Here is a 24396-nt window from a genome sequence, read left to right as displayed (position 1 = left end):
CATGCGCTTACTAACCTGGCTGGCAGTTCTCTTGTTGGCAGCGTCGCCGCTGGAGGCCAGATCGGGCCGCTACAAGCGCAGCGCCAAAGAGCGGCGGACCTTCATGCGACTCACCGGCTACCCGCACGGACGGCCCGGCTACATCATCGACCACGTAACGGCGCTGAAGCGGCGGACTCGACGCGTGGTGGAATATGCAGTGGCAAACCGTGGCCGAGGCGAAGGCCAAAGACCGCTGGGAATAGCTAGAAGCGCGGTCGGCAATGTAATTTGCCTCCCGTGAAAACCGCCAGTGCCGTGAGTGGTTAGGTTTCCGAGACTGACTGTGAAAAGGTCTTCGGCATGGATACACCTGCCGCCCAAACCGCACAAGCCCCGAACGCTTCTCTGGCCTGGCAATTTGCCACTTCGTTTTTGCGCCATGCCTTTACTTTGGTAGCCGGTTCCTTGATCGCGCACGGCTGGCTGGCGGCGAGCAAGGCCGATGAATTTGCCGACCTTTTTTCCGGCATCGCCCTCACGCTCGCCATTCTGCTTTGGAGCTGGCTGGAAAAGAAGTTTGCCAAGATCGATGCCGCCAAGGCCGCCAGCCAGATCGCGCCGTTGATTGTCCTCGCGCTGGTTCTAACCTCGTTCACCGGCTGCGCTTCTAACAGCCCGCGCTTTGTCGGCGGCGTGAGCGGCACTTATCGCGGCGTCGATTACTCGGCAGGCTACGACGGCAAGACGGTGACCACGCTGGTGCATCTGCCTTCGCGTTTTGGGAAATAACTAAACGACCCAAAGTCATGCTGTTTCCCTGGATATTTCTAGTCGTGGTCGTGGTGATTATTATCGCGATCTGCTTCTGGCCACACGCGGGCACCGTGCCGAATGCGGAAAACGCGCCTTGCGAGAGCTGCGGGGAAAACATCGCTACCTGCGTGGCCGAGGATGGCTCGTGGGTCTGTGATGAATGCAGCGAAGACGTCGGGGAGAGCCGAGCGGAGCGAGACAGCCAGTCGCAGACTGCCCGCAGGGGCGAGCCGGAGGGCGAGAGCAACTACGATGTCTAAGTCGATCAAACTCCCGGCGTCTCGCGCCAAACTCAGCTTCAAATCGGACACTCACTCCGGCGCATTACCTACTACACCACTGAACGAAATGATGGGCGGATCGCGACCGCCACAAGAAGGGGAACGCCAGCCAAGAAGCCGCGACGGCGGAACTGGCGTTCCCGTGGTGTTGGAAAAACTTTCCGACCTGCGGGATAAGCCGGAGGCGGGTTCCGGGGGGCTCCCGCCTTCGGTGACCTCGGGCGAGTCGCCCGAGGCAGCACGCGAGTCGCGTGCGCTCCCCAGCGGCCTGCGGATTCATCGCGGTGTCTGTCCGATCACCCGGCGCGGGATCTCGTTTCGTTACCGGCTCGTGGATATGGCCAACTACGTGCCGGAACATCGGCAGGCGAGGACTCCTAACATCGTTATTTTTCTTCCAACCGCCCCGACCGGCCCCCGGCGTCGCGGCCCCGGTCGCAAATATAAGGAGGCCGCATGAGCCACCTTAAGCCTCCGCTGCCTGCCTCCGCGCTGGCCGACATTGCCCGCGAGCAGACGTTCCGTCACGAAGAGCCACGCGGCACGAATCGCGGCCCGCTCCTCAAGGAAATTTTTGCGGCGGACAACTACACGCCCGGCAATCGGGATGAGAGCTATCCCTGGTGCGCCGCCTTCGTAGATTTCGTCGTCAAGACCTGGATCGAGCGCGGGGGCGACATGGACGCCGAGCTGCCCCGCACCGCCGCCGCCTTTGGCTTGATCGAATGGGGCCGCGCCAATGCTCCCGGCACACTGGTTTTCTCGACCGCAAATCCGAACTTCGACCCCGACAAACTCTGGCCGCAAGTCGGCGACATCGTCGTCTATAATTTCAGCCACTGCGGCATCGTTTCGCTGATTCATCCCGGAGCCCGCGCCTTCTACGCCGTCGAGGGCAACACGGATTCGGCGGGCAGCCGCGAAGGCTGGGAAGTCTGCGAAAAAGTGCGCCGCTTCCAAGACGTGCGCCGCTGGATTCGCATCAACCCACCCAAGGGCACCAAAGCCGGAGGGAATATCTAAGCCATGTTTCTCAATAACTTGATAGTGGCTGCGTTTCTCGCGCAGACGGAAACGGTCAGCAACTCCGACCTTGGCAAGTGGATCGTGGCGGGCGCGGCGGTGATGGTGATCCTGAACCAAGGCAAAGCTTTCCTGGACGGACTGAGGGAATCGCCACCCATCGCGCAAACCTACGCCACCCAGAAATCGTTCGACAAGTTGGAGCAGTCCATTTCGGACCTAACAAAAGAGGTTCGCGGAATCAACACGGGGCAGGCTTTGGCGCGGAAGCCGATCCACCGGAAACTGAACAAGCACGATATTGCCCTGCATGTGCTGGCCAGCCGACTGAGCGATAAAGGCGAAAGAGACGGGAAACGGATGCAAGACATCCTTAGCAGCGACGAGGCGGAGGACACCGATGAATGATCCTGTAGCGCTTCGGAAGCTCATCAGGACCGTGCTGTCGGCTCTGCCGCACAACCGCCGTCTGGACGAAGGGGCACTCACTCGTGTGCTCGAATCTCGTTTTTCGGAGATCAACGACTTGCGCACGGACGAGCTGCGAATCGCCATCGAATTCAACCACAGCAAGGGCTGGATCGAATACACGCGCAATCACGACGAAGAGCGCGACGAGTGGTTCCTAACCGAGCGGGGTCGCACCAAGGAGGGCTTGTGAATGGCGAAATCGCGCTCCAACTCCATTCTGAAATCCCGCGCCGAGCAGTCGGAGGAATTCGGCGAAATGGTCTTCGCCTGGTGCCTGGAACCGAAAACGGAGGATTGCTCGGGCGGCTATCAGCATGCTCGCGAGCAGCTCGTCTCGGATGGCATCAAAGTCTCCATTGGAGTTGTCTCGGAATTCTTTGGCTGGTGGGGCATGCGTCGGGATTTTCAGGCGATCAACAACTTCACCCAGGACGTGCAGGAAATGCTGACACGCGAGTTGCCGGACGTTCCCCTGGAGAAGATCGAAAAGGCGGGAGACCTGGTCTTCACCATGAAGGCCGCGAACGCGGGCAATGGCGAGGAATGGCGGGAGATGCAGTATCTCAAAATCGCCAAGGAATCGGCGGCGATGAAAGCCGAGCTAGAGTCGGCGAAACTGGAGTTGCGGAAAATGGCCGAAGCTCGGATGCAAGGCACAGCAGCGTTAGCCAGGGAGAAGTTCGAGATCGAAGCCTGCGAGAAGATCCTCGCGGCGGTGAACGATGCGAAAGTGAGGTCCATCGCCGAGTCGAACGTGCCGAAGGCGGAGAAGATCGCACAACTACGACAGGAATATTTTGCGGACATCGACGCACTCCAGGCGAGCGGGGAGATCGAACTGCCGAAATGAAACGCTTCTCTCGCAGACCTTACGAGCAGGCCGCGCTGGTCGCCGTGCGCGAACGTCGCCAGATCGGGCTCTACTGGACGCGGCGCGGTCGCAAATCCACGACCCTTGGCAGTATCTGTTTCGATGAAATGTCCCGCGAACCGGGTCGGATGTGCATCGCTGCATCCGCCTCATTGCTGATCGGAAAGGAACTCGTCTCCGTTACGTTAAACAGCGTCGAGCAGGCGATGTTAGTTCTCAACGAATCCGCTGCCGTGCGAGACGTTTTCGGTGCGAGCGCCGAAGAGCGCGGACTGGATCTCCAGGTAGCCAATAGCGCGACTAACAAAATCTGCAGCGGCCTCAGTCCGGATGATTTTGCTGATCTTTACAAGAGCAGCAACATGGAACTGCGGTTGTATTTCGATAACACCTCGTATTCCCGCCTACAGATCATCGCTCCAAATCCCGCGACGGCTCGCGGCTGGAGAGCCTTGGTAGTGCGCGACGAGTGCGGCTTCACCGAGCCGGGCTTTGAGGAGGCCATGCGCATCGCCACCGATGCCATCGTTCGCGACACGCCCGATCTGAAGATTGTCTATGCCTCCAACCTGGGCGCAAACGACAAGCATCCCTGGTTCACCACCACACTGCCTCGCGAACTGACGGAGGAAAGCGAGGATTTGCAATTCCCTCCGAATCCACGCGGGCATTTCTACATCGGCCAGCATGGAATTCTCATCCATCGCGTGGCGCTGCAGGATGCCTACGCGACCGGCCACCGTCTTTATGACGATTCCGGCGAACCCATGACGTTGGATGAATGTCGCAAACATCCACAGATCCGCGCGGGTTGGGATCAAAGCTACGCCCTCAATCACAAAGCAGGCGGGGCTGCTGCCATCGACCTCTTTGCCTTGTTGACGGCCCAGGAGCGCGGCGCTCGCAGTTGCGCCTTCGTTTACATCGAAAACGAAGCGGAATTTTCACAAGCGATGACCCTGCTACGCACGCTGCTCGGCGAGGGAAATGTCGGAGTGGGTTACGATCCTGCGACCACGACCGCCGCCACGAGCAACCCTTCCAGCGTCACCGTTACTGAGACGAATGGTTTGCACCGCAAGCAGCGCCTGGTCGTTCTCTGGAAAGAGCGCAACCCCGCTATTGTCGAGGAAAGGCTCAAGGGGATTTTTGCCACCATCGCCTCCCGGCCAATGGGCGGTCCAGCCCGTCGGTTCGTTGTCCTGGCGACAAATGAACGCTACTTCGCCGAACGTGTATCGCAGATCCTGCGCTCCATCGTTCCCACTGAGCTGGTTGTGGAGAGCGTAGCCCTCCAACCGAAAGGTTACGATAAGTCCGTCAACTTCAAGACCTACCTGGGAGACATCTACAGCGGAGCAGTGAACGACAATCGTTATGATCTGCCTGGCGGCGATTACTTCAAAGACGATCAGCGCATGACCACTAAGAACGCTGGTCGCTATGAATGCGTGCCCGACTCAGACGGCAAACACGGAGACACCTTTTCCAGTGGAGCCGCTGCAGAATATGCGCTTTCCGCCGCAGGAGCGGCAATGGCGGGCGGCGTGAGTGTCAATCCAAATAAACGGGGGATCGCGGGCGGTCACGGCAGCCGCACTTCAAGGAATCTGGGAGGGATGTTGTGAATCGCCCAAATCGCCCCGCCAACGGCTTTTCAGCGTTCGACCCCCGTTCGGAGGGGCTCCAGGGCTTTTGCAAGGCGTTTGCGGCGGTTTGCAAAGGCAACAATAAGGAGGCGCAATGAGCGAAACCGCCTCCGCCGCTCCTTCGGCGAACCAAGGGCCATTGTTCACCGCTGAAGCCATCGCGACTCAGCGTCGGATGCGCTTCAACCCGCTGCGTCTGGCCGATCCAGAGAACCTGGCTCGCTGGCACGATCAATTCGATGTCGGCATTCTAGGGCCAGCCGCCGTCTGCTGGGACGCGATGTGCCGTCGAGATGACACTCTCGTCACGGTCAAGCCGCAGCTCGAAGAATCCGTCGCGTCGAAAGATTGGGGTGTTTTCAAAAAGAAGGGCGCGGATGAAAAGGAAGCCGCCCGCCACGCCGCCTGCCTGCAGTATTTCTGGGACCACATCAAAGCCACCGACGCCTTCGACAAAAACGAACGCGGCGGAAAGGAGCTGGTGCTCAAGCACATGATGCGGGCCGACAGCTACTACTACGCCGTCCAGCACATCATCTGGAACCCAGAGCCTGGAAAAATGATCGACGTGGAAGGCTCGACGCCGGTTCCGGTGATCACGGCCACGCTCGAATACGTGCCACTTTGGTATTTTGAAAACACCACCGGCACCCTGCGCTTTCTCCCAATGGGCAACGCTTCAGGCATCACCGGGCAGGACATGAATTGGGACGGCGAATGGATGGTAACGGTGGGACGCGGCCTGATGTTTGCCGGAGCGGGCTGCCTGATTTTCAAGCGCCTCACTTTCCAGGACTGGACGATCTTTAACGAGCGCTTTGCCCAGGGCAAACCCATCGGCCAGACCACGGCTGGCAAGGATACGCCTCAAGGTCAGGCAATGCGGCAACTCATTGAGGACTTTAACGGCGACCAGGGGATCGTGATCTACGACGCGCAGATCAGCGACAAGCCACCGATCTCCGTCCTCGGTCCCACCGGCACCGCCAGCGTGGACATCTTCGAGCGCTTCCTCGACCGGCAGGATCGCAAGCTGATGATGATGTATCGCGGCGGCGACATGACGATGCAGTCTCGCGGTGCGGACAAAGGCGGAGAAGCTCGCGGCGCCTCGCTCCAGGGCGGGGAGACCGATACAATGGAGGCCGGATGCTGCCGCCGCATCGCCGGAGCTGCCGACGAATATCTCACTCGCAAAGTCATCGAGATCTGTTTCGGGAAAGGCGTGGAGCCGCTCGCCTATTTCGGATTGCCCGACATGGACCTGGAGAACACGCAGGATTTGCGCGAAAGCGCCGGGTTCCTCGCAGATCGCGGCGTAAAGGTGAAGGCGAGCAGCGTGGCCGACCGCCTAGGCGTGGAACTGGAGGAAGTCCAGGACAGCGATGACGTGCTCGGCGGTGCTTCTATAGCGCAACCAGAAATTCCAGAGACTGCCGCCAAAGCCACTGCGAATGCCCGTTTGTTAGAAACCGTGCAGGCGGCTTTGCAAAGGGCAAGAACGGCGAACGGAGAGGCGGAAGGTCACCCCTTCCACGGGAATCAATATACCGAGCAAGCGCGAGGCGAACGAGCGATGCGGGCTTCCATTTCAGAAAAAACCGACGTGCTGAATGCGATGGATCATCCAACTCTCGGCGCAATCGATTTCCGGCATGGAGACGCGGGCGACGCGGAGAAAGATTTCCAAGGCGGTTCTGGCGTCGCTCCCATCGTGGCCAAACATGGAGAAGCGGTGGCCATGAAAATCCCTGCCGTCATCGCCCACGGAACCATTCAGGAAGGCAAGAACCGGGTCTTTTTGGAATACGGCGATCACAAGGCAGTCCTCGCCAAGGATTACCACGGCAAACCCACGAATCGCTGGCTCGTGACCGGCTACGAAAAAAAAGAGAGCAACCGATGAAACCCATGAAGTTTACGATTCACACGATTCCTGCGCACCAGACGCCTATACGTTTTCAGCGTTTGGTGGGAGCGGTTGCCCAAGGAAACTTTCTGGCACTAACAGGCCTGAGTCAAGTCCGCACCGCAAACACCGCCGACCTCTATCCGGCCCCAGAGCGCATGCAGCTTTCCGCTGCGATCACACCGAACGCTGCAGACCTTACGCCGGTGGCCAGCGGCGATTGGGCGTTGATCTCGCCCTACGGCGACCATCCCTCGCCAGACGGGAGTTACACTCAAGTCTTCTCTCGCGAACAAGCCGACAAAGTGGTGAAGACCTGGAACTCGATTGCGGGTATTGCGGTGCGCACCTTCAAAAATATCGCACACGGTCTCGGAATTAAGAGCACCGCACCGGTCTGGGACGGCCATCCGGAAACGGACAAAAAGCGTTGGCCCAAGGAAAAACTCCTCGCGGAGATTTCTGATCTTCGCGCTGGTGAAATCGGCCTCGAAGGCAAGCTCACCTGGAATGCAAAAGGCGATACCGCCCGCACTAGAGGTCCGCTCTTCCCCAGCTCGCTCTGGTGGCACTGGCCGGCTTCCGGCACGCCTCCGCAAGTCTTTCCCGAGTTGCTCGAAAGCGTTGGCCTCGTGCCCGCTCCTAACATTTCCGGCGTTCCCGCCTGGACCGCCAATACCGATCTCGCCTCATCCGAGGCAGCAGAAAACACAGAAACCCAAAAAAACGAAAACATCATGGACAAGAACAAACTTATTCAACTCCTCGGATTAGCCGCTGACGCGACTGACGAGCAGATTGAATCCGCACTCAAACTCAACCGGACAACGGCCAACACGGCCGATCAAGTTCGTAACGATCTCACCACTGCCAACACGACTCTGGACGAGGAAAAAAAGAAAGTCACCAGCCTTAACACAGCCAACGCCGCCTACGTCGAAGGCTTGCTCGATTTGGCAGAAAAACGCGGCGTCATCACGGCAGCCCAGCGTGGGGATTATAAAGATCGCCTGACCACGGCCAACACCTCGGCAGCCGCGATCAAGGAACTCACCGAGAAGGCTCCAGCACTGAACACCACGGAAGTGAAGCTCAACGGAAATCGCGTTGACCTCTCCACGGCGAATGCCCGCGCCACCGCGCTTGAGGGACTCGTCGCCGCCTACATGAAGGACCACAACTGCGACCGCGACAAAGCCTACGCAGCCGTCCAGGCAGACCCGAACAATAAACCTCTCTTCGACGCGATGTCGGCAACGTCGAAAGCCTAATCCAGCCGAGCAAAACCAAAACACAGCAACCCATACAAACCTAACTCCAATGAAAATTCCATCACTCGCCCTGCTGAGCCTGGCTTCGCTCGTCTTCGGACGGCCGGCCAGTCACTGCACCGCCAACGCCGCGACGGAACCAGATCCCGCCGCTCTCCAGAAACAAATCGACGCCCAGGCCAAAGAGCTAGAGGCGCTTCGAAAAGCTCCAAAGGTAACTCCTGAGGTGCAGACGCTTTTAGATAAGCAGGCAAAAGAAATCGAGGCGCTTCGAAAGGCGACCGCCGTCGATCCTAAAATCCAGGAGCAACTGGATGAACAAGCGGCGCTCATCGCCAGCCTTCGGGCGGAAAAAGCCGCTCCAAAACCTGAGATCGAAGAAACCTCGGCCATCGCCCTCATGATCAAAGGCGCTGGCGTTAAAGCCGAGGACGTCAACTGGCGCATCCGCGCCGGACTTGATCCCGCGCAAGCCGTCGAAGTCGCCCTGGCTGAAAAGCTGGAAGCCGACAAAGCCGCCGTAGCCAAAAAAGGCAAATAACCAGGATCTAAACCATCCGCTTCATCATCATCACTATGAAAACACTCAAATTGTTAGCAGCGGCGTTTCTCGCCGCCTTCATGCAACCCTTCCGCACGGCGAATGCCGAGGGCGCGGGTGGCACTCGCACTATTCTCAGCCGCCGCGCCGACGCGGCGCACAGCTACACGCACTTGCTCGTCACGGGCGGAAGCGATGCTGGCCACGTCGCAGTTTGCGGCGCTGCCAACTACCCTGTCGGACTCACGACCGACATGCCTTCGGCTGCTGAGGATCTGATCAACGTCACCCCACTGCAGCTATCGACCAGCACTCGCAAAGTGCGCGTCGCTTCAGCTCTGGGAGCCGACATCGATCTTTACACCGCCGCCAGCGGCTTTGCCCAGGCGGAGCCCGGAACGGCAGGCAGCTTCTTCAAGATCGGACGTTCCGTTTCCGCTGCAGTTCAAAACAGCGACGGCGGCTACGTGATCGAGTTCGCGCCACAAGCGCCGATCAAATTGGTCGTCGCCGCCACGCCTTCCACGGTTGGCAACATCGCTGCCGCCCTGGCTTCTCCAACACTGGTGAAGTTCCTCTAACCCGCAACCAAAACACTAGCAGTTCAATCCAACTCAAATGAAAAATCCTAACTACATTGGCCGCACAGCCAACGCTGCAGTCGTGGCCGCGATCCTCGCCGCCACTCACGTTCCCGCCTATGCGGGCACGCCTCTGAGCCACGGTCTCATCACCGCAGCTCCGGATGTTACCGCCAACGCCAGCATGTTCGAGCAGGCGCATTATTCCGAACCGATGACGCAATACGCCACCGGCTGGACCGATGCGGACAACCTCGACGCGATCTGCGAGTTCCTCGCTCCGTCGCTTCTGCCCAGCGGCGAACTCTACGAGCACACGCTCTACCCGAACGCGGAATCGTTCCTCAGTGATGAGGCCGATGACGATCTGCGTCCGATCGATTCTGATTTCAAGACCATTGAAATCACCGAATCGAAGCAACGCCGCTCGATCCCGAATCGCGGTCTCCGCATCGTGGTCGACTACGAACGGGTGAAGAACACGCCGAATTGGCAACAGCTCTACACCGCCCGCATCATGCAGCGTCTGCAGCGCAACGCCTTCCGCCGCAAATACGCGTTGGGAGTCGCAGCCGGAGCCGCCGCTGCCCTGACCTGGGATAGCAGCTCCGATCCAGACTACGATCTCGCCAACCAGGCGAAGCTCTGTGGTGACAGCAGCGGTATTGCGCCAAACCGTGCGCTCTGGGGTCTTGCGGCCAAACTCGCCCGCTTCTCCGCCTATGGTGGCAGCAACACCGCGAAAGCGATGGCTGGCCGCAGCCTGAGTCCGGAAGAAGCCTGCTCGAAGATCGGCCTCGACGCCCGCGTTAGCGAATCCCGCTACCAGACTGGCGCAACGAAGACCGCCATCGCCGGTGCGAAGATCCTCCTGTTCTCGGCCTACGGCCAGAGCGGCGAAGATTCGAGCAACTTCAAAACGGCACGCGGCGTCACTCAGCAGGGCGGCCGCTACGCAGTCTATGTGCGCCAGTTAAGCGTCAAGTTCTGGGAAATCGTGGTCGAGTGCTACGAGACCGAGTTCTGCGCCACCACCCTGGGCTGCCGCACGCTGACCATCAGCTAACCCGGCATTCCATAGGAAAACCTCAGCCTGAGTGCCCGCGAAAGCGGCCTCGGGCTTGAGGCAGTGCCAGGTATTACCTGACTTAGAAAACACAACCCAAAAAACATATGAGCGAAGGCAACGAAACCACCCACACCGAAACGACCGAGACCAAAGAAAACGTCCCGGCCAAGGAAGTCACCACCACGGAGACAACCGAAACCAAGACGGAAGAATAAGCCGCATTCCTTGGTTCTAACCAAGCGGCTCCTCCGCAAAAGAGGGGCCGCTTTCTAGAGCAAATGAGCAACTGGACACAAATCACACCCGATCACCTAAAGGCGGCTGCCCACGCCAACGTGATTGATCGCGCCGCCACGATGGCCACTGGCACGCTCGATCCCGTAGCCGAGGCGATTGCCGACGCGGTGGCGCGAGTTCGCCGTGCCGTGGCGTCCGCCAATTCCCTCGACATCGATCAAACCAAAGTTCCCAACAGCTTGAAGGGGATGACCGTGCGCCTGGCCGTTTTTACCTTGATGGATCGCCTGGGATTCTCGCTGAAAGACGATCAGCGGGAAACGCGCAAAAATGATTACAGCGATCTACTGCGCCTCACCGACAAGATGATCCGGGTCGAAACTCCAGACTCCTCGGCAGGCTCCGGCGAGATCCAGCAGGGCAATACCGTGGTGGCCGTCAACGTGCCACGCCGCCAGACCGGTCGGGAAAGGACCAGCGGATTATGACCACTCTCGAAATCGCTCGCGCCGCTCTAAAGCATGTGTCGCCAGAAGATCGCGCTGAAATCGAGAAGCAGATTCTCGCGCTGGAGCGCACCGAAAACGCAAGCCCGGCGGAACGGGAAGCCGCCCAAAAAGCCTTTGAAAGCGACCTGCAGCCAGTTCGCGACGCGATTGTAGAGGCGCTGCAGAGCGATGACCTGGAAGCCCTTCGCGGCCTCCGAGCGATGCTGCCGGAGTTGCTCGTGAAAGTGAATGCCAATGGCGCTCTCGCAGATCATTTCGCCTTCTTGTTAGGAACTGCCGTTGTCCAGGGATTGAGGGAGCAGCCATGATCGCGCTCTACGATTCTGAAGGTTCGACCGTCACCGACGCGCTGAAGCAGTGGCGCTCTCGCGAGACGTTGCCAACGAGCATGGGCAGCGCCGAATTGCGGAATCTTTCCACGGAAGTCATGCGACGCTCAGTGGTGTCGGCGGCGACATCATCTGTCGAATACCTGGAGGAAGTTTCCCGCGTCGTGGACGATATGCTTTCCGGGAAGATCGACATGGCCACGGGCCGGTGGGAGCTGATGAAAAAGCTCAAGCAACTCGGCTACGATCCGACTACCGGCTTCCCAGGCGACATGGGGGAAATCCCGCCCGCGAAGATCGCTAGCTTGCGCGACCTTTCCAGCTATAAACGGCTGAATCTGGTTCTCGAAACTAACATGCGGATGGCCGCGAATTATGGCCTGATGATTGCGGGCAACACGCCCTACGCCCGCCAGGCTTATCCCGCCTGGGAGCTGATTCGGCTGTATGATCGGCACATCGAACGGGGCACGGAAGAAAGCCACGCGGCGGGTTGGCGGGAACGGTGGGAGGAAGCGGGCAGTTACGTCGAGTGGAAAGGCGCTTCGCAGATCCGCATGGTGGCATTGAAGGACTCGCCGATCTGGCTGGCTCTCGGCATGGGCGCTGGCGGCGATTACACCGACACGCTGCGCAATCCGTATCCGCCATTCGCTTTTCATTCCGGCATGGGCTGGCGTGCGGTGCCGTGGTCTGAAGCTCTTAGCTTGCGGCTAATCAATCGGGCGAAACAGGAGGTCGAGGAAACCCGCGCCACACTTTCGCCAGGCCAGGAAGAGGTCCGCCGCGTCATAGCCGGTTTATCTCCGGATCTCGCGGCCGCATTGGAAAGAGAGCTCGCAGAATGAGCACCACGGTCCTTGATTTCCAAACCTCTGGTCGTGGCCTGAAGACGGTGATCTCGCGCTTACACGGCGCGGGTCGCCGGGATCTGCTCACTGCGGCGATCACTGAAGTGCAGGAAGTGACCCGCATTCATTTACGAGACATCGCCAGCACCCGGCACGCGACCGCTCAGCGCCTTGGCGCATCGCCCACTGGCCACCTGGCTCAGGCAGCCGAGAAGGTCGCAGGCGCGGCCATCACGGCGGACGAAAACGAAGCTGCCTTAGTCTTCAATCATCCAGGGCTTTCTCGCGCATTTCGCGATGTCACCATCACACCCACGAAGTCCAAGGCTCTCACGATTCCCATCGCGGCCGTGGCTTATGGCCGTCGCGCAGGGGAGTTCGCGGGCCTCTTCCTTTACAAGGGCAAGACCGGCAACGCCTTCCTCGCGCTGCAGGAGGATGGAAAACTCAAGCTCCTTTATCTCCTGCTCCGCAGCGTCACCCAAAAGCAGGACCGCTCGCTGTTGCCGTCGCAAGAGCAATGGAGCGCCGCCGCCGTGCAGGGCGCAAAGAAATATGTTCGCGAAGCCCTCTCCTAACTATGTTTGATCTTTCTCTCAATCTCGATACCCAAGTGGCTCGCGCGGCCTCCGGCGCTGTCTTCAAAGCCGGTGCACCTGTCCTGGTGCGAATCGCCCTCAACCGCGCACCCAGCGCACCGCCGGTGTTCGAGCTGGCCATCAGCGGACAAACCACGCCTCCATCGACTCTCTGCTATTACGCGGGAGCCTTGGACGAAGAGAGCGAGACCGTGTTTTTCGCTGTTTGGGACACCAACGATACACGATTGATGGAGTTCATCGCCTCCAAGACGAATGTCGCCCTGGATCTCGAACTCGCCTACACCCTGGAAGGAACGCGGTTTGTTTCTCCTAACACGCAGATCACCTGCCAGCAGAGGATCGTTAATGGACCGGAAAGCAGCGAGGGCGGCCCTCTCTATCTAACAGAAGCCGAATCCGATGCGCGCTATGCGCGGTTCGACGGCTCCACGACCACTCTCTTAATCGGCCCGAAAGCCCGCCTCGTCGCCATTGCCAATGGCTTCAAATTCCAAGTCTCCGACGATGGCACCACGTGGCAGGACGGCCCGAGCTACGTCGCTTCCTAACCTTTAACCACATGAAAAAACTCCTCATCCTCGCCCTCTTCGCGCTATCGCTTCACACCGGCCAGAGTGCCGTCACCGTCACACATCCCGAGGCCAACGTCTTCAATGGCGCGACCAGTTTCAACCTCACCCTCGATCTCTCGGGTGTAACCAATAAATCCACCGTCCGCAGCGCGCTGGGGCTGGCCATTGGCAGCAACATCCAGGCATGGGACGCCGATCTGGACACCATCGCCGCCAGCCCGGCTACCGCGATTCGCAACTTCTTAACCGGTGGCACCGGCACGCTCGATCTCTCGGGCTTCACCCTAGGGCTCACCAAATCGACTGTCGGGCTGGGCAACGTCGATAACACCAGCGATGCCAATAAGCCAGTCTCCACAGCACAGGCGACGGCTAACAGCGCCGTCGCCACCGCCGCAGCGACCGACGCCACCACCAAGGCCAACGCCGCCCAAGCCGCCGCCGTGCAGCGTTCCAACCACACCGGAACACAGTCTGCCGACACTTTGACAGACGGCACCACAAACAAGGCGTTCCTCGCTACCGAACGGACGAAACTCGCGGGCATCGCCACGGGTGCAACCGCCAACAGCAGCGATGCCACTCTGCTCAACCGCTCCAACCACACCGGAACCCAGTCGGCGGACACCCTCACGGACGGCACCACGAACAAAGCCTTTCTCGCTACCGAACGGACGAAACTCACGGGCATCGCCACCGGAGCCACTGCTAACAGCAGCGATGCCACTCTCCTCAACCGCGCCAATCACACCGGCACTCAGCTTCTCAACACCATCTCCGACCGGGGCACCGCTGCTGGAGTAAACACCGGCACTACCAGCGGCACGATTCCCGTCCTCGGAACGGGCGGCGTGTTAGCGGATGGCACCGTGACTGTGAAACGTGGCGTCACCAATGCCAACGTCATCGCCTCCGACCTTTTTGCCTCGCACGCCGTTGCTTCCACCGTCCACGGCACCACGCCGAATCTCGGGCCGACTTGGAACGTCACTTACGGCACCGGTGGCAATGGAGAAACCGCGCCCAATCTCGGCGGTTATGTGAGTTTCACGGACTCTCTCTGGAACTCCACCGTGGCCAGCGCCTGCGCCTTGTATCTGAACCAGACTCACAGCGTCGTGCCCAAGCGCTGGGGAAATGAAGTCGCCTTTTTGAAGTCCACCGGTGTCGTTGGCGGGTCGAACACGCTCATTCTACAACCCTCCACGTCGTTGGCCAACCTCGTCCACTGCTCCCTGGCAAGCACGGCCATGAAGATTGAAATTACCACCGTCGGCGGCGGACCGGCGCAATTACAGACTCTCGCGTCTCAGGCGATCACGGTGCCCACCGACGGCACGCACTGGGTTTTTGAAGTGGAGATGAGCCAGACGGTTGTCGCGAACGACACCATCACCATTCGTGCGGGCGCGCCCGGCACCACGCTCACCTCTTTATCGGCCACGGACAGCAACCTAAAGGGCACCGTGACGGTTAACACAGGCACCGATCTGGCGACCGTGAGCACCACGCACGGACTGAGTGCCGGGCAAATGGTCCGCTTCACCACGACCGGCACCCTGCCGTCGCCGCTGGTCGCAGGCACGGATTATTTTGTCATCGCCAGCGGCCTCACCTCCACTGCATTAAAAGTTTCCGCCACGAGCGGCGGCTCGGCCATTGACATCACAACCTCTGGCACCGGCACCCACTCGATTTATCAACGCTGGGGCATCCCGGACTTATTCGCCGCAGGAACGATGAAGATCACCACTTGCGAGGTGTATGCCAACGTCCTTCCCGCCACCGAAAAAGTCAGGATTTACAGCACTTGGGTTGCATCCGACACCACACCGGCCAACTCGGCAGACCTGATTAAGACCGCCAACTCCAACGCTGTGACTGGCCTGCTGGATGCCGTCAGTCTCCAAGGCTATTCGCCGACCTTTTTCGGTCTGCAACTCCTGAATCTCGCCACCTCGGAGGAGCTGGCCAACAAGGCGGGGCAGGCCTTCACCGCGAAAACCAACGTCTCCAATACATTTGACGATGGCACCTCGCAGACGATTTACAACGACGGCGGTGGCACGCCGTCCAAGGGTCTGCGCATCAAGAAAAGCGACGGCGGCACCAACCTCAAAACGCTGGCGCTCCAAGCGGTTGGCGACGGCGGATTGGCCGTGAACCAACTCACCGACGCCAACGCTTTTAGCTATCGCTTCATTAACTTCACCCAGCCCGGTGGTTACTCCGCCTCCAGCCCGGTGATGGCGCTGACTTGGAACGGGGTGAACATGACGTGGGGGCCGCAAAATCTCACCGCCGCCCAAGGCGTTGCCACTTCTGGCCTTTACTTCATCGGCCAGCCAGCCGCCGTCACCGCACTCACCGATGCCGCCACCATCACCCAGCCGGATTCCAACTCGAACGTGATGAAAGTCCAACTGGCTGCCGGGTCTGCCAGAACAATGGCCGCACCACACGCCGGATTTGGCGGGGAAGGCTATACGATCAAGTTTTTCGTTAAACAACCCGCGAGCGGGGCGGCGGCAACGATCAGCTTCCCGAGCGGTAACGGCTACAAAACGACCGGCTTTAGCATCACACAATCGACCGCCAACAATGCGACCGATTACTACGAATTCGTGCGCGTTTACAGCGGCAACTTTTGCCTGGTCCGTTTCGTGGCCAATATCGAATAAAGCATGCGCAAAATCACCGCCACGCTGCTTCTAGCGTCCATCGTCAGCCTCTCGGTCTGGATGCTGGTGGAACAAAATTAACCTATTAGACTATGTCCGCCCCAATAGATCTTCAAACTGCGGTGCTTGCCATCTTGTCGGCCAGCCTCTCCACGGCCGTGCCCGTGCTGGAGGTGAAGCCAAAAGACCTCGTCTCCCGGCTCGAAATGGCCGCGCAGGACTTCGGGGTGGCAATTCATTCACTGCCCCCGCTACCGACGCATTTCCTCCAGGGCAACCCGTTTGTCTTCTTCGACAAGGCGGAGATCCGCGTGCGGGTGACGGAGTGGCCGGACATGAATACGAAGTTCCCGGATGGCTATGAGCTCTGCGATGAAGTGGCCATGGCTCTCCACTGGCAGCCCTTTAACAAACTCAACGCAGCCGTGCAGGAACTCATGACCGGAGGCATGGAGATCGATGCGGCGAACGCAGCCGCCCGCGCCAACGTTGGCCTCGCGCCCTGGTGGGCGCTTTCCGATCTCCTCGCCCATCCCTTGCAGCTCGCTTCCCGTCCTATCGAAATGGTCGAGGACAAAGAAAAGCGAATCTTCGACGTCATCTTCGAAGCCCAATACCAGATCAACCCAACCTAACTAACCATGCAAAGATACGGACAATCACTCGTTTTCGGCACTGCCACAGTGCCCGATATTTTCACCGGCAGCGTGCTCAGCTATTCGCTGCGCAATGCGGTCACCCGCCAACTCATCCCCGATGGAAATGGCGACAACACAGCGCTCGCCCTGCATAGCGCAAAAGGCGAGTTGAATTTTGAAGTCCAGGTCACGGATGGCTCGACTAACTTCCTCGATTTATCGACAGGCGGCCGAGTGGTGGTGAGCACACTCACAAGCGGCACCGTGCTGGCCACCAGGGCCGTGGAAACATGGGCGCTCGGCCAGGATAAACGCGCCAGCCTGGCCGCCTCTTACTATCCTGATTTTGTCGATACGACGGGCGCACTCGCAGGCACCGACTTGAATGCATTGACCCCGGAGCAAACCCTCGCGTTTGTCTTCCCAGGGAGCAAAATCGTTTACGGCACTGCCGGTCTCGGCCATGCCTCGGGCGTGGTGCACGGCGTGACCATTGAGCAGCAACTCAGCATCACCGATGACGAGCCTTCACCCGTCGGCACCATCCTTGGCGCGACCACGCATGGCTACCTCCGCATGATCCGCCTGGATCTGCTGGCCAGCCCGACCGTCGCCGCGCCCGCTGTGCAGAGCGAGCTCATCATTACCGGCGCTCCCGATCACATGGCCGGGCATCGGATCGAGGCGAGCGAGTTCCGCTTCGCCACCCTCAAAGGCAAACGCTACCTGGTGAATTCCATCTGGATTCCCGGAATGGTCGCGGCTTAGGCAAAAGAAATGGACGCCGACGCACAACTCCTCGAGATGAGCGCCGAACTGGCTGCCCTGGAGTCCGCTCCCTGGGAGCCGGTCTGCGTCTCCGAGGCGTTTGCCCGGCGCGGTCCCGATGCGCTGGTTTTCACCATGCAAGGCTGGATCGATCTGGAAAAAATGAAGTCGCCCCTGCTGCGTGGCGAATTGCCAGACGACGATGAAGAGGCCGCGTTTGCCGCCGCTATCGCCGCGTTCGAAGTGGATCTCGTTTCCGACGCCACCGATCTCGCCGCCGCCGTGGTCATTATGGAGGGTATGATCGCCGAGATCAACGCAGCCTTCGCGATGTCGCTGCGGGTGCGCCAGGCGGATGCCGGAATAGAGATCGAAGCGCCGGAGCCTGGCATCGGCCATTGGCTGGCGATTTATGCGGCCCTGGTTAGTCAGCTCGGTTTAACCCCTGCAGAGGCAAAGCGTTCGCCGGTGTGCGAGGCCTTCGCGCTCCTGGCCGGACACCGCGTCAATCAACGCTGGACCATCGTGGGACCTAGCTATCGCGACAGGGAGATTCCCGATCTGCAAACCTCCTAACCTATGCCCGACGAAGAAATTAAAATTGTCGTCAGGGAAGTGTCGGAAGGCAACGCCCTGAGCGAGGCCCAGCGGAAGAAGGACGATCTGCAAAAAGCCGAAAACCGGCCCGCACCTCGCATCATCGATGGAACACTGCCACCGCCGCGCCACGATCCAAACACACCGGCCAATAACCCCATCGGTGGCACGGTCCAAATACCTCGGGCTGCTAACAAGCGCACCTTCGACACGGTCGAGGCCGCCGCCGCCAGCATTCCGAAGGAGGCCGCCGCGATGGAAAAAGAAGCTGCAGCCGCAGCCCTGGCATCCGCCGCCGCTCAAAAAGCAGCGCAGTTGGAGATCAATGCCGCAAAAGCACGCGCCACCGCCGAGACCAAAGCACAGGAATTGGCGGAACGCGCCATCACCAAGCAAAAAGCGGAACAAGCTGCTTTGCAAGGACGACTCAGTCGCGGCGCATTAACGGTTGGCCAGGGCATAGTCCAGGGCGGCGGCATCCAAGGCGCGGTCGGCAATGCAGCGGGCACAGGTGGCGCGCTGGGCCTCGCCGCCATAGCGACTTATCTTGCCGGGGAACTGGCAGGCAAAATCATCAACGCGGGCGAGCAGGATCAATCGTTAAAGAACCGGCTCGGAGCCTCTCGGGCAAGCGATGCACGCGGCCTGCAGATCTCCAGCACCTATCGAGCAAGCTCCGGAGATCTGGTATCGGCTGCTCACTCGACGGAGGACGAAATATTTGCCCGTGAGCAGAATCGAAAGGAACTCGAACGCAAGGCAACAAATCCTTTCACCCGCATCATCAACAAGACTTTCGGCACTAGCTTCGGCAGTATCGACGGCGTTCGCGCCATGAAGGAAAACGAAGAAGAAATTCAACGTCTTGGTAAGCTGAAAGCCGAGCAGGAAGCGCTCGGCCAAGAGAAATTTAACCGCGAGGAAGGCGGACTGAAGTTGGAAATTGCGCGTGCTCGCGGCAAACGCACCATCGCTGGTAATCAGGAGCGCCTGGCCGCCGAGGCGAAGCTGGAAAACATGGAGGTTTGGAAGCGAACCAGAGCCGAAGGCGGTTCTCCAGAACAAGCGGACGAAGCTTCCAATCTCGCCACTCAGGAAACCTTGCGTCAACGCGGATTGGCAGCCGCTTCTGGCATCGTTGATGCGAGGTCGGGAGCGGCGGACTCCGCCCGCGCCGCTCAGATCGCAAGTTCTTCTTTGCCCGGAACGGATGCCTTGATGAAGAGCATTGATTCGATGCACGAAACGTTGCGCACCGGACAAGACGGCATCCTCGAAGCCCGCACCCGATCCCGGCCATGATCTACGGAACTCCTCAAGTCCATCTAGTTGATGAATCCACCAATCGAATCGGTGTGCGCACGCGTGTTTTTTCGCAAATGTTTGAGTTCGGCAAGGAACCGAAGCCGCCGCAGGAAGACGGGAAAGCGAAGTTGGTCGGCTCGCAGATTCGCAAACGTGGAGGCATCTATTTTATGACGTGGTTCTACGAGGACGGCAACAAAAGCGGCGTGGGGGTCGAACTGCAAGATCGCAAGAATTCCACCGACTACGACTTTACGGGGGGCTTCGCCGAGGTGTCGCTCAAGTTGCACAAAGATTACTCGAAGCTGCTGGAGAAATACCAGGGAGTGCCCGACGTGGACGGCGGCGATATTCTCTGGCCAGCGACGCTCTCGAAAGAGAGCGGTGGTGGTGGCGCTTTTCCCGGTAATGGAGGGACCGATGGCGACATCAATCCGATGTTCGGTTACCAGAGCAAATTCCGCATGGAAGGCAATTATCGCTTCCGTTATGCGGTCGTGGAACTGCCTGGCGCTCTCTTCGACGGCGTTGATTACATCGCCGACAAACTGCCCGGAAAGCCACCCACCGATCTGAAGGACGGCCGCAACTGGCTGATGGCAGCTCCTAACCTCAAACACCTCGGTAACGTCTGGGATGTGACGGAAAATTACTGGCTCTCGGGCCCAGGCGGTTGGCCGAAACCCATCTATCAGAAGGACTTCTTGAAATGAACGACTCTCTTCCCATCGGCACGGCCACGCCCGCCGGTTACGCGCCGCCACGGCAAAGCCCTGGAATACTCCTGCGGATGAATGCGCAGGGCTACACCCAGACTCCGACCAACCGGGGCGGTGGCAGCTTTAACCATCCGTTTCGCCCGTCGTTAGTCGGTATGGAGCTCCGCTTGAGTCGCGGCTTGGTCAACGGCCTTGAGCCCGTTATCGGCACAAAAAAAATCCCGATTTCCGGCGATGCCAAACACGCTCAGCCAGCTCTCAAGCTCGATCCAGATCAGATCGATAAGGAAACTCAGCAAAGCTGGGTCTGTCTTCAGGTGACGCCCGACAAAGAGGGACGCCTCGCCACCGCCGATCAGATCGAGGTTGTGCAGAGGAAAAGCGCCTACGCTTTCGTCGGCGAAAAAGGCATCCAGCCCGTGGCGCTTGTTCTTTGGAAAAACAAACGACCCGTTCGCGCCATTGACCAGGTCTGGTTCAACCTTCGTTACATCACGATTCTCCCACCCGCCGGACAAGGCGGCAGGAAACATTACTTCCTATGACGCCGCAAACACCAGGTCTCGCGCCGCAAAGACAGCATCCCCAGGGACGCACCATCACGCTGCCTCGCAGCTCGAAATGGCACCATCCCTGGACTACAAATCTATTCTGGCTCGCGCCGCTTAAGAAATGGGTGGCCTCCGTGCGCCCTGGCTTCGTCAACGGAGAGGCTCCGGTCGTCAAAACCAGCTTCGCTGAGATCATGGAGTTGCGACAGGCGGGCCGAAATTTTGGCACCAACCCACTCACGGGTGAGCCCTATTTTTCCTCCTATATTTTTAACCAGGGCGAGGCAAAGAAAAAGATCGAGCTGCAAGCGCCTGTGGATGTCCCGCTCTACTTCAATCCGCCGATTTCTACGAGCTGGCGCAACCTTGGTGTGGACGGACCCGGCTCCACAGTTCCGCAATTCTTCCTGGACCGTGGAGTGAACGCGCCGCCGCGCTTGAGCGACGACGAAAGCGTTGCGGTGCAGCAGCTCCTCAATCCAGTATCGCCCAAACAAAACCGCCTCCTGCGGGCCTGCGACATCGTGCTGCACCAGCCGCGCCTGGCATTAACCTCACAGATCAGCGTTCAACCCGGCATTGTCACCGGCATTTCCAACGTCACTCAAACCTTGAGCGTCCGGAGCGCCGCACCGGGCGACCGGCTGAAGGTTTACAGCACGTCGCTTTTTCGCCCGCTGGATGCCGCGCCCGATCCGCTGACCGGCGTTTATGAAGAGCCTAACTTCGACGAGATTCTAATCTCGACCATTTACCTTCTCTCGCCTCCCAATGCGACTCCTAACAGTGCGCCCGACGCCACTTGGACGCCCTTCGTTCGGCAGGCGCTGTTTTGGGATCTGAACTACATGCAACCGGAGCTGCGGATCATCAACACCGATCCGGGCACGCCCTTCATTCCACCGCTCGCGGCGGGAGCGGCCCAACTCATTATCAACTTCACCACGGCGAGTTTTAACGACGCGATTTCCAACGCCCTTAACGTCCTCAGCGGCCACTCACTGGCAGGCACCTTCTGGACACCCACTGGCGGCGGCTCCGACAGCACGTTTCCACTCCCCTCTTTAGACGAGGAAAAACCCGCCATCGGCACCGATAAAACCGCCCGCAATCAAGCGAAGGCCCGCCTGGCCCAGAAAGCAAAACGCCGGTCGCGCCTGGACCCGCCTTTTCCCTACATCGCCCGCGCATTCGACCTCGCCCTCCTGTCCTGATTTTTTATGAAACAATATCTCTCTGTTAACCTCGCGGACCGGACCGCCTCGCTGGTCGGCGGCGCGACCTGGACGCCGCCTGATCTCACCTTCGGCGACGATCTTGTGCTGGCCTTGCGATTCGAGAAAATCATTGATGGCCAAACCGTGGAGACCAGTGAAAACGTGGCCGCTCTGTGGGCGGCGATTGGCGAGATCGACGCACCGCCGGTGCAGGGAAAATTTGCCATCAAGGTGGGCAGCGGCGCTTCGACCGGAGCGAACACCACACAGGAAGTGAATTACGATGTGTCTGCAACCGGCTTGCAGACTGCTCTCAACGCGCTTGCGGCGACGGTGGCCACTTACGGAGCCGTCAAGACGTGGAAGGTGGATGGCTCGCTTCTCATGCGCTTCGGAACCGGATCGGTCGAGGTGCCTTTGCTTGTCGTGGATAACACCCTCTGGCCGATCAGTTTTGGCCGGATCAGTGCCTACCAACTCGATGGCCAGTGGATTCACGAATTGCGCCTGCAGCAAGCTCCGGGCGCGTTTACCGACGCAGCTCCTCGCGTGCTGCCACCCGCGCCGACCGTGGCTCGTGTGCGGGCCGGTGAAGTCGTCGATGACCTCATTATTACCGAAGTCCAATCGCTCACTCTGCAGCGGGAATTTCGCGGGACCTACGATCTCACTTTTGGCACCGTCCGCACGGATCTTCTCAGCCAGGAAGATGGACCCGAGGAAGTGCAGGCGGCGCTGCAAAAATTGAACGCTGGCTTCCTCGTCACATTGCCAATCAGCGGCACGATGAATATCGAGTTTGCGGGCGACATGGCAGGCAATGGCTACGATTTATTGGAGGTGAATGTGCGCCAGGCTCCGGAGGGCGATCTCACCTTCACTCTCACGACACGCCGGGCCATTCTGGCCGCGATGTTGCGCACGCAGGAAGAGGTGACTCTGCCGCTACACATCCGTCTGAATATCGTCGAGGATGGCGAAGTAAAAGACGTTGTCGCATTGCGGCGGGATGTGATTATTCGCCGCCCTCTCATCTGGGACGATCTGGCCACGGTCCAGGACATCGACTGGCTCCAGCCGCCGTCTCCGAAGGATTACATTCCCTTCACGCTCGATCAGGTCATCACCGGCACGCAGCACTACACCACGACCATCGGCGACGGCTCCGCGACGACCTTCGCCATTGCCCACAATCTCGCGACGGAATCACTCCACGTGAACGTCCGCGAAAACGTCTCGGGCGGCCGCATTCTCCGCGACAACGAATTTACGGCCGTTAACACCTCGGCGAATGTCCTGATGATCAGCGGATTTGCCACCACGCCGACAGCGGCGCAATACGCGGTTGTTATCAGCTCGTCCGGGCCGATCTCCGCGTTCCTCGCGCACACTCACACGATGGGCCAGATCGTGGGTCTGCTGGATTACCTGAGCGACCTGAGCGGACGCGTGACGACGCTCGAAGAAATCCTTCCCTCGACCGGCCCGGCTGGCACTGCAGATACGACTGGAACTGGACTGGAAATCGAGCTGCCAGAGATCAACACGACGTTGTTTTACGTCGCTGCCCCCGGCGATTTCGACCCCGCAGCGCTGCCCGTGCGCAACATGGCCTATTTGCTCCCCGCAGTCCACGATTCCACGGTCACCACACTCCCCGGAACATTGCCCGCGCCCGCCGCCGCCAGCGTCTGGCAAAACACCTCGGGAACCGCCGTGCTCATTTCCTCGGGCGGCCACATTAAATCCGCCAGTGTGGCCGACCAGGGCTACGTCGGCAGCGATGGCCGCACGCTCTACGAAGTGGTCCGCAGCGGCACGAGCAATTCCTTCTACGCCGCCGCTTTCGAGCGCACGCTGTTTACCTTCGAGATCAACGACAAAATGCTCCGCCTCAACGGACTGCTCGATCTCCAGTTTTCACTGGTCGCGCAGCTCCTCAATGCGCCCTGCCAGGCCCAGTGGATCGTAGTCATCGAGGTCGGCAGCATCGACGCCGATACCACCCCGAGTCCCATCGGGCTCAACCTCAAAAAAATCACCTGGTCTGCGACACCAATCCTGAGCCAGGTCATTCTGCTTTCGCCGCTGGCTGTGAAGCACACCTTCGGAGCCCGCATCCGCCGCAAGCTCGTCTCCCTCGTGGACACGCTCACTGCCGACCGGATGCGCTACGGCGTCTGGGAGGGCGCGAACGACGGCAAACCGGCGACCGCCAACTTCGCCATCCGCGCCCGGCTCACCCAATTCGACACCGAAAACGTGGACGCCACCACCCTGCGCGGCTGGGTCCATTACGAACTCAGCGCCGCCGCCACTGCCGGTGGCAGCAAAGCCACAGCCACCATCACTTACTAAG

Annotated in this window: 28 protein-coding genes; all 28 read left to right on the top strand. The window is 59.6% G+C overall.

All coding sequences use genetic code 11. The features are described from left to right. Window position 1 precedes the first annotated feature (1 nt). The 28 genes from ABIT76_08720 (at window position 2) to ABIT76_08585 (ending at window position 24395) form a co-directional block, all read left to right on the top strand. Window positions 2-283 (top strand): hypothetical protein, encoded by a 282-nt coding sequence (locus ABIT76_08720; protein MEO7933225.1) that lies wholly within the window; start codon window positions 2-4, stop codon window positions 281-283. 59 nt (window positions 284-342) lie between these two features. Next, window positions 343-771: a hypothetical protein gene (locus ABIT76_08715; GenBank protein MEO7933224.1), complete on the top strand. Its 429-nt coding sequence runs from the start codon at window positions 343-345 to the stop codon at window positions 769-771. Window positions 772-788: 17 nt separating this feature from the next. After that, complete coding sequence (locus tag ABIT76_08710) at window positions 789-1055, top strand: hypothetical protein (GenBank protein ID MEO7933223.1); 267 nt, start codon at window positions 789-791, stop codon at window positions 1053-1055. Then, on the top strand, window positions 1048-1536 hold the full coding sequence (locus ABIT76_08705) for a hypothetical protein (GenBank protein MEO7933222.1): 489 nt from the start codon (window positions 1048-1050) through the stop codon (window positions 1534-1536). Before ABIT76_08710 ends, ABIT76_08705 begins: the two co-directional genes overlap by 8 nt. After that, window positions 1533-2099 (top strand): hypothetical protein, encoded by a 567-nt coding sequence (locus ABIT76_08700; protein ID MEO7933221.1) that lies wholly within the window; start codon window positions 1533-1535, stop codon window positions 2097-2099. Before ABIT76_08705 ends, ABIT76_08700 begins: the two co-directional genes overlap by 4 nt. A gap of 3 nt (window positions 2100-2102) precedes the next feature. Next, window positions 2103-2507, top strand: coding sequence for a hypothetical protein (locus tag ABIT76_08695; protein ID MEO7933220.1), 405 nt, complete (start codon window positions 2103-2105; stop codon window positions 2505-2507). Beyond that, complete coding sequence (locus ABIT76_08690) at window positions 2500-2760, top strand: hypothetical protein (GenBank protein MEO7933219.1); 261 nt, start codon at window positions 2500-2502, stop codon at window positions 2758-2760. Before ABIT76_08695 ends, ABIT76_08690 begins: the two co-directional genes overlap by 8 nt. Beyond that, the gene (locus ABIT76_08685) at window positions 2761-3420 is read left to right on the top strand and encodes a hypothetical protein (protein MEO7933218.1); all 660 of its coding nucleotides are present in this window, start codon (window positions 2761-2763) and stop codon (window positions 3418-3420) included. Next, window positions 3417-5069: a hypothetical protein gene (locus tag ABIT76_08680; protein ID MEO7933217.1), complete on the top strand. Its 1653-nt coding sequence runs from the start codon at window positions 3417-3419 to the stop codon at window positions 5067-5069. The genes ABIT76_08685 and ABIT76_08680 overlap by 4 nt, the downstream gene beginning before the upstream one ends. 115 nt (window positions 5070-5184) lie before the next feature. Then, window positions 5185-6996, top strand: coding sequence for a DUF935 family protein (locus ABIT76_08675; protein MEO7933216.1), 1812 nt, complete (start codon window positions 5185-5187; stop codon window positions 6994-6996). 5 nt (window positions 6997-7001) lie between these two features. Then, a complete protein-coding gene (locus tag ABIT76_08670; GenBank protein MEO7933215.1) occupies window positions 7002-8270 on the top strand; it encodes a phage protease in 1269 nt (422 codons plus the stop codon). A gap of 49 nt (window positions 8271-8319) precedes the next feature. Next, window positions 8320-8811, top strand: a complete 492-nt coding sequence (locus ABIT76_08665; protein MEO7933214.1) for a hypothetical protein — start codon at window positions 8320-8322, stop codon at window positions 8809-8811. A gap of 35 nt (window positions 8812-8846) precedes the next feature. Beyond that, a complete protein-coding gene (locus tag ABIT76_08660; GenBank protein ID MEO7933213.1) occupies window positions 8847-9392 on the top strand; it encodes a hypothetical protein in 546 nt (181 codons plus the stop codon). Between the two features lie 37 nt (window positions 9393-9429). After that, window positions 9430-10458: a hypothetical protein gene (locus ABIT76_08655; GenBank protein MEO7933212.1), complete on the top strand. Its 1029-nt coding sequence runs from the start codon at window positions 9430-9432 to the stop codon at window positions 10456-10458. 281 nt (window positions 10459-10739) lie between these two features. Further along, a complete protein-coding gene (locus ABIT76_08650) occupies window positions 10740-11186 on the top strand; it encodes a phage protein Gp36 family protein (protein MEO7933211.1) in 447 nt (148 codons plus the stop codon). Further along, window positions 11183-11515, top strand: a complete 333-nt coding sequence (locus ABIT76_08645; protein MEO7933210.1) for a hypothetical protein — start codon at window positions 11183-11185, stop codon at window positions 11513-11515. Before ABIT76_08650 ends, ABIT76_08645 begins: the two co-directional genes overlap by 4 nt. Next, a complete protein-coding gene (locus tag ABIT76_08640; protein MEO7933209.1) occupies window positions 11512-12384 on the top strand; it encodes a hypothetical protein in 873 nt (290 codons plus the stop codon). The genes ABIT76_08645 and ABIT76_08640 overlap by 4 nt, the downstream gene beginning before the upstream one ends. Beyond that, window positions 12381-12965, top strand: coding sequence for a hypothetical protein (locus tag ABIT76_08635; GenBank protein ID MEO7933208.1), 585 nt, complete (start codon window positions 12381-12383; stop codon window positions 12963-12965). Before ABIT76_08640 ends, ABIT76_08635 begins: the two co-directional genes overlap by 4 nt. 2 nt (window positions 12966-12967) lie before the next feature. Then, a complete protein-coding gene (locus tag ABIT76_08630; GenBank protein ID MEO7933207.1) occupies window positions 12968-13537 on the top strand; it encodes a hypothetical protein in 570 nt (189 codons plus the stop codon). 11 nt (window positions 13538-13548) lie between these two features. Then, window positions 13549-16242 carry a hypothetical protein gene (locus ABIT76_08625; protein MEO7933206.1) on the top strand — a complete coding sequence of 898 codons (2694 nt, stop codon included), beginning with the start codon at window positions 13549-13551 and terminating at the stop codon, window positions 16240-16242. A gap of 92 nt (window positions 16243-16334) precedes the next feature. Continuing rightward, window positions 16335-16877: a hypothetical protein gene (locus ABIT76_08620; GenBank protein MEO7933205.1), complete on the top strand. Its 543-nt coding sequence runs from the start codon at window positions 16335-16337 to the stop codon at window positions 16875-16877. Between the two features lie 6 nt (window positions 16878-16883). After that, complete coding sequence (locus ABIT76_08615; GenBank protein ID MEO7933204.1) at window positions 16884-17648, top strand: hypothetical protein; 765 nt, start codon at window positions 16884-16886, stop codon at window positions 17646-17648. 9 nt (window positions 17649-17657) lie between these two features. Further along, window positions 17658-18224, top strand: coding sequence for a hypothetical protein (locus ABIT76_08610; protein MEO7933203.1), 567 nt, complete (start codon window positions 17658-17660; stop codon window positions 18222-18224). A gap of 3 nt (window positions 18225-18227) precedes the next feature. Then, a complete protein-coding gene (locus tag ABIT76_08605; protein ID MEO7933202.1) occupies window positions 18228-19547 on the top strand; it encodes a hypothetical protein in 1320 nt (439 codons plus the stop codon). Beyond that, entirely contained in the window at window positions 19544-20263 is a 720-nt protein-coding gene (locus ABIT76_08600; protein MEO7933201.1) for a hypothetical protein, read from the top strand. Before ABIT76_08605 ends, ABIT76_08600 begins: the two co-directional genes overlap by 4 nt. After that, window positions 20260-20814 carry a hypothetical protein gene (locus tag ABIT76_08595; GenBank protein ID MEO7933200.1) on the top strand — a complete coding sequence of 185 codons (555 nt, stop codon included), beginning with the start codon at window positions 20260-20262 and terminating at the stop codon, window positions 20812-20814. The genes ABIT76_08600 and ABIT76_08595 overlap by 4 nt, the downstream gene beginning before the upstream one ends. After that, window positions 20811-22034 (top strand): hypothetical protein, encoded by a 1224-nt coding sequence (locus ABIT76_08590; protein ID MEO7933199.1) that lies wholly within the window; start codon window positions 20811-20813, stop codon window positions 22032-22034. Before ABIT76_08595 ends, ABIT76_08590 begins: the two co-directional genes overlap by 4 nt. 6 nt (window positions 22035-22040) lie before the next feature. Beyond that, entirely contained in the window at window positions 22041-24395 is a 2355-nt protein-coding gene (locus ABIT76_08585) for a hypothetical protein (GenBank protein MEO7933198.1), read from the top strand. Window position 24396 lies beyond the last annotated feature (1 nt).

This window comes from Chthoniobacterales bacterium (assembly GCA_039930045.1).
Taxonomy (GTDB): domain Bacteria; phylum Verrucomicrobiota; class Verrucomicrobiia; order Chthoniobacterales; family DASVRZ01; genus DASVRZ01.
Note: the sequence above shows the minus strand (reverse complement) of the source record. Positions and strands in the feature narration are given on the sequence as shown.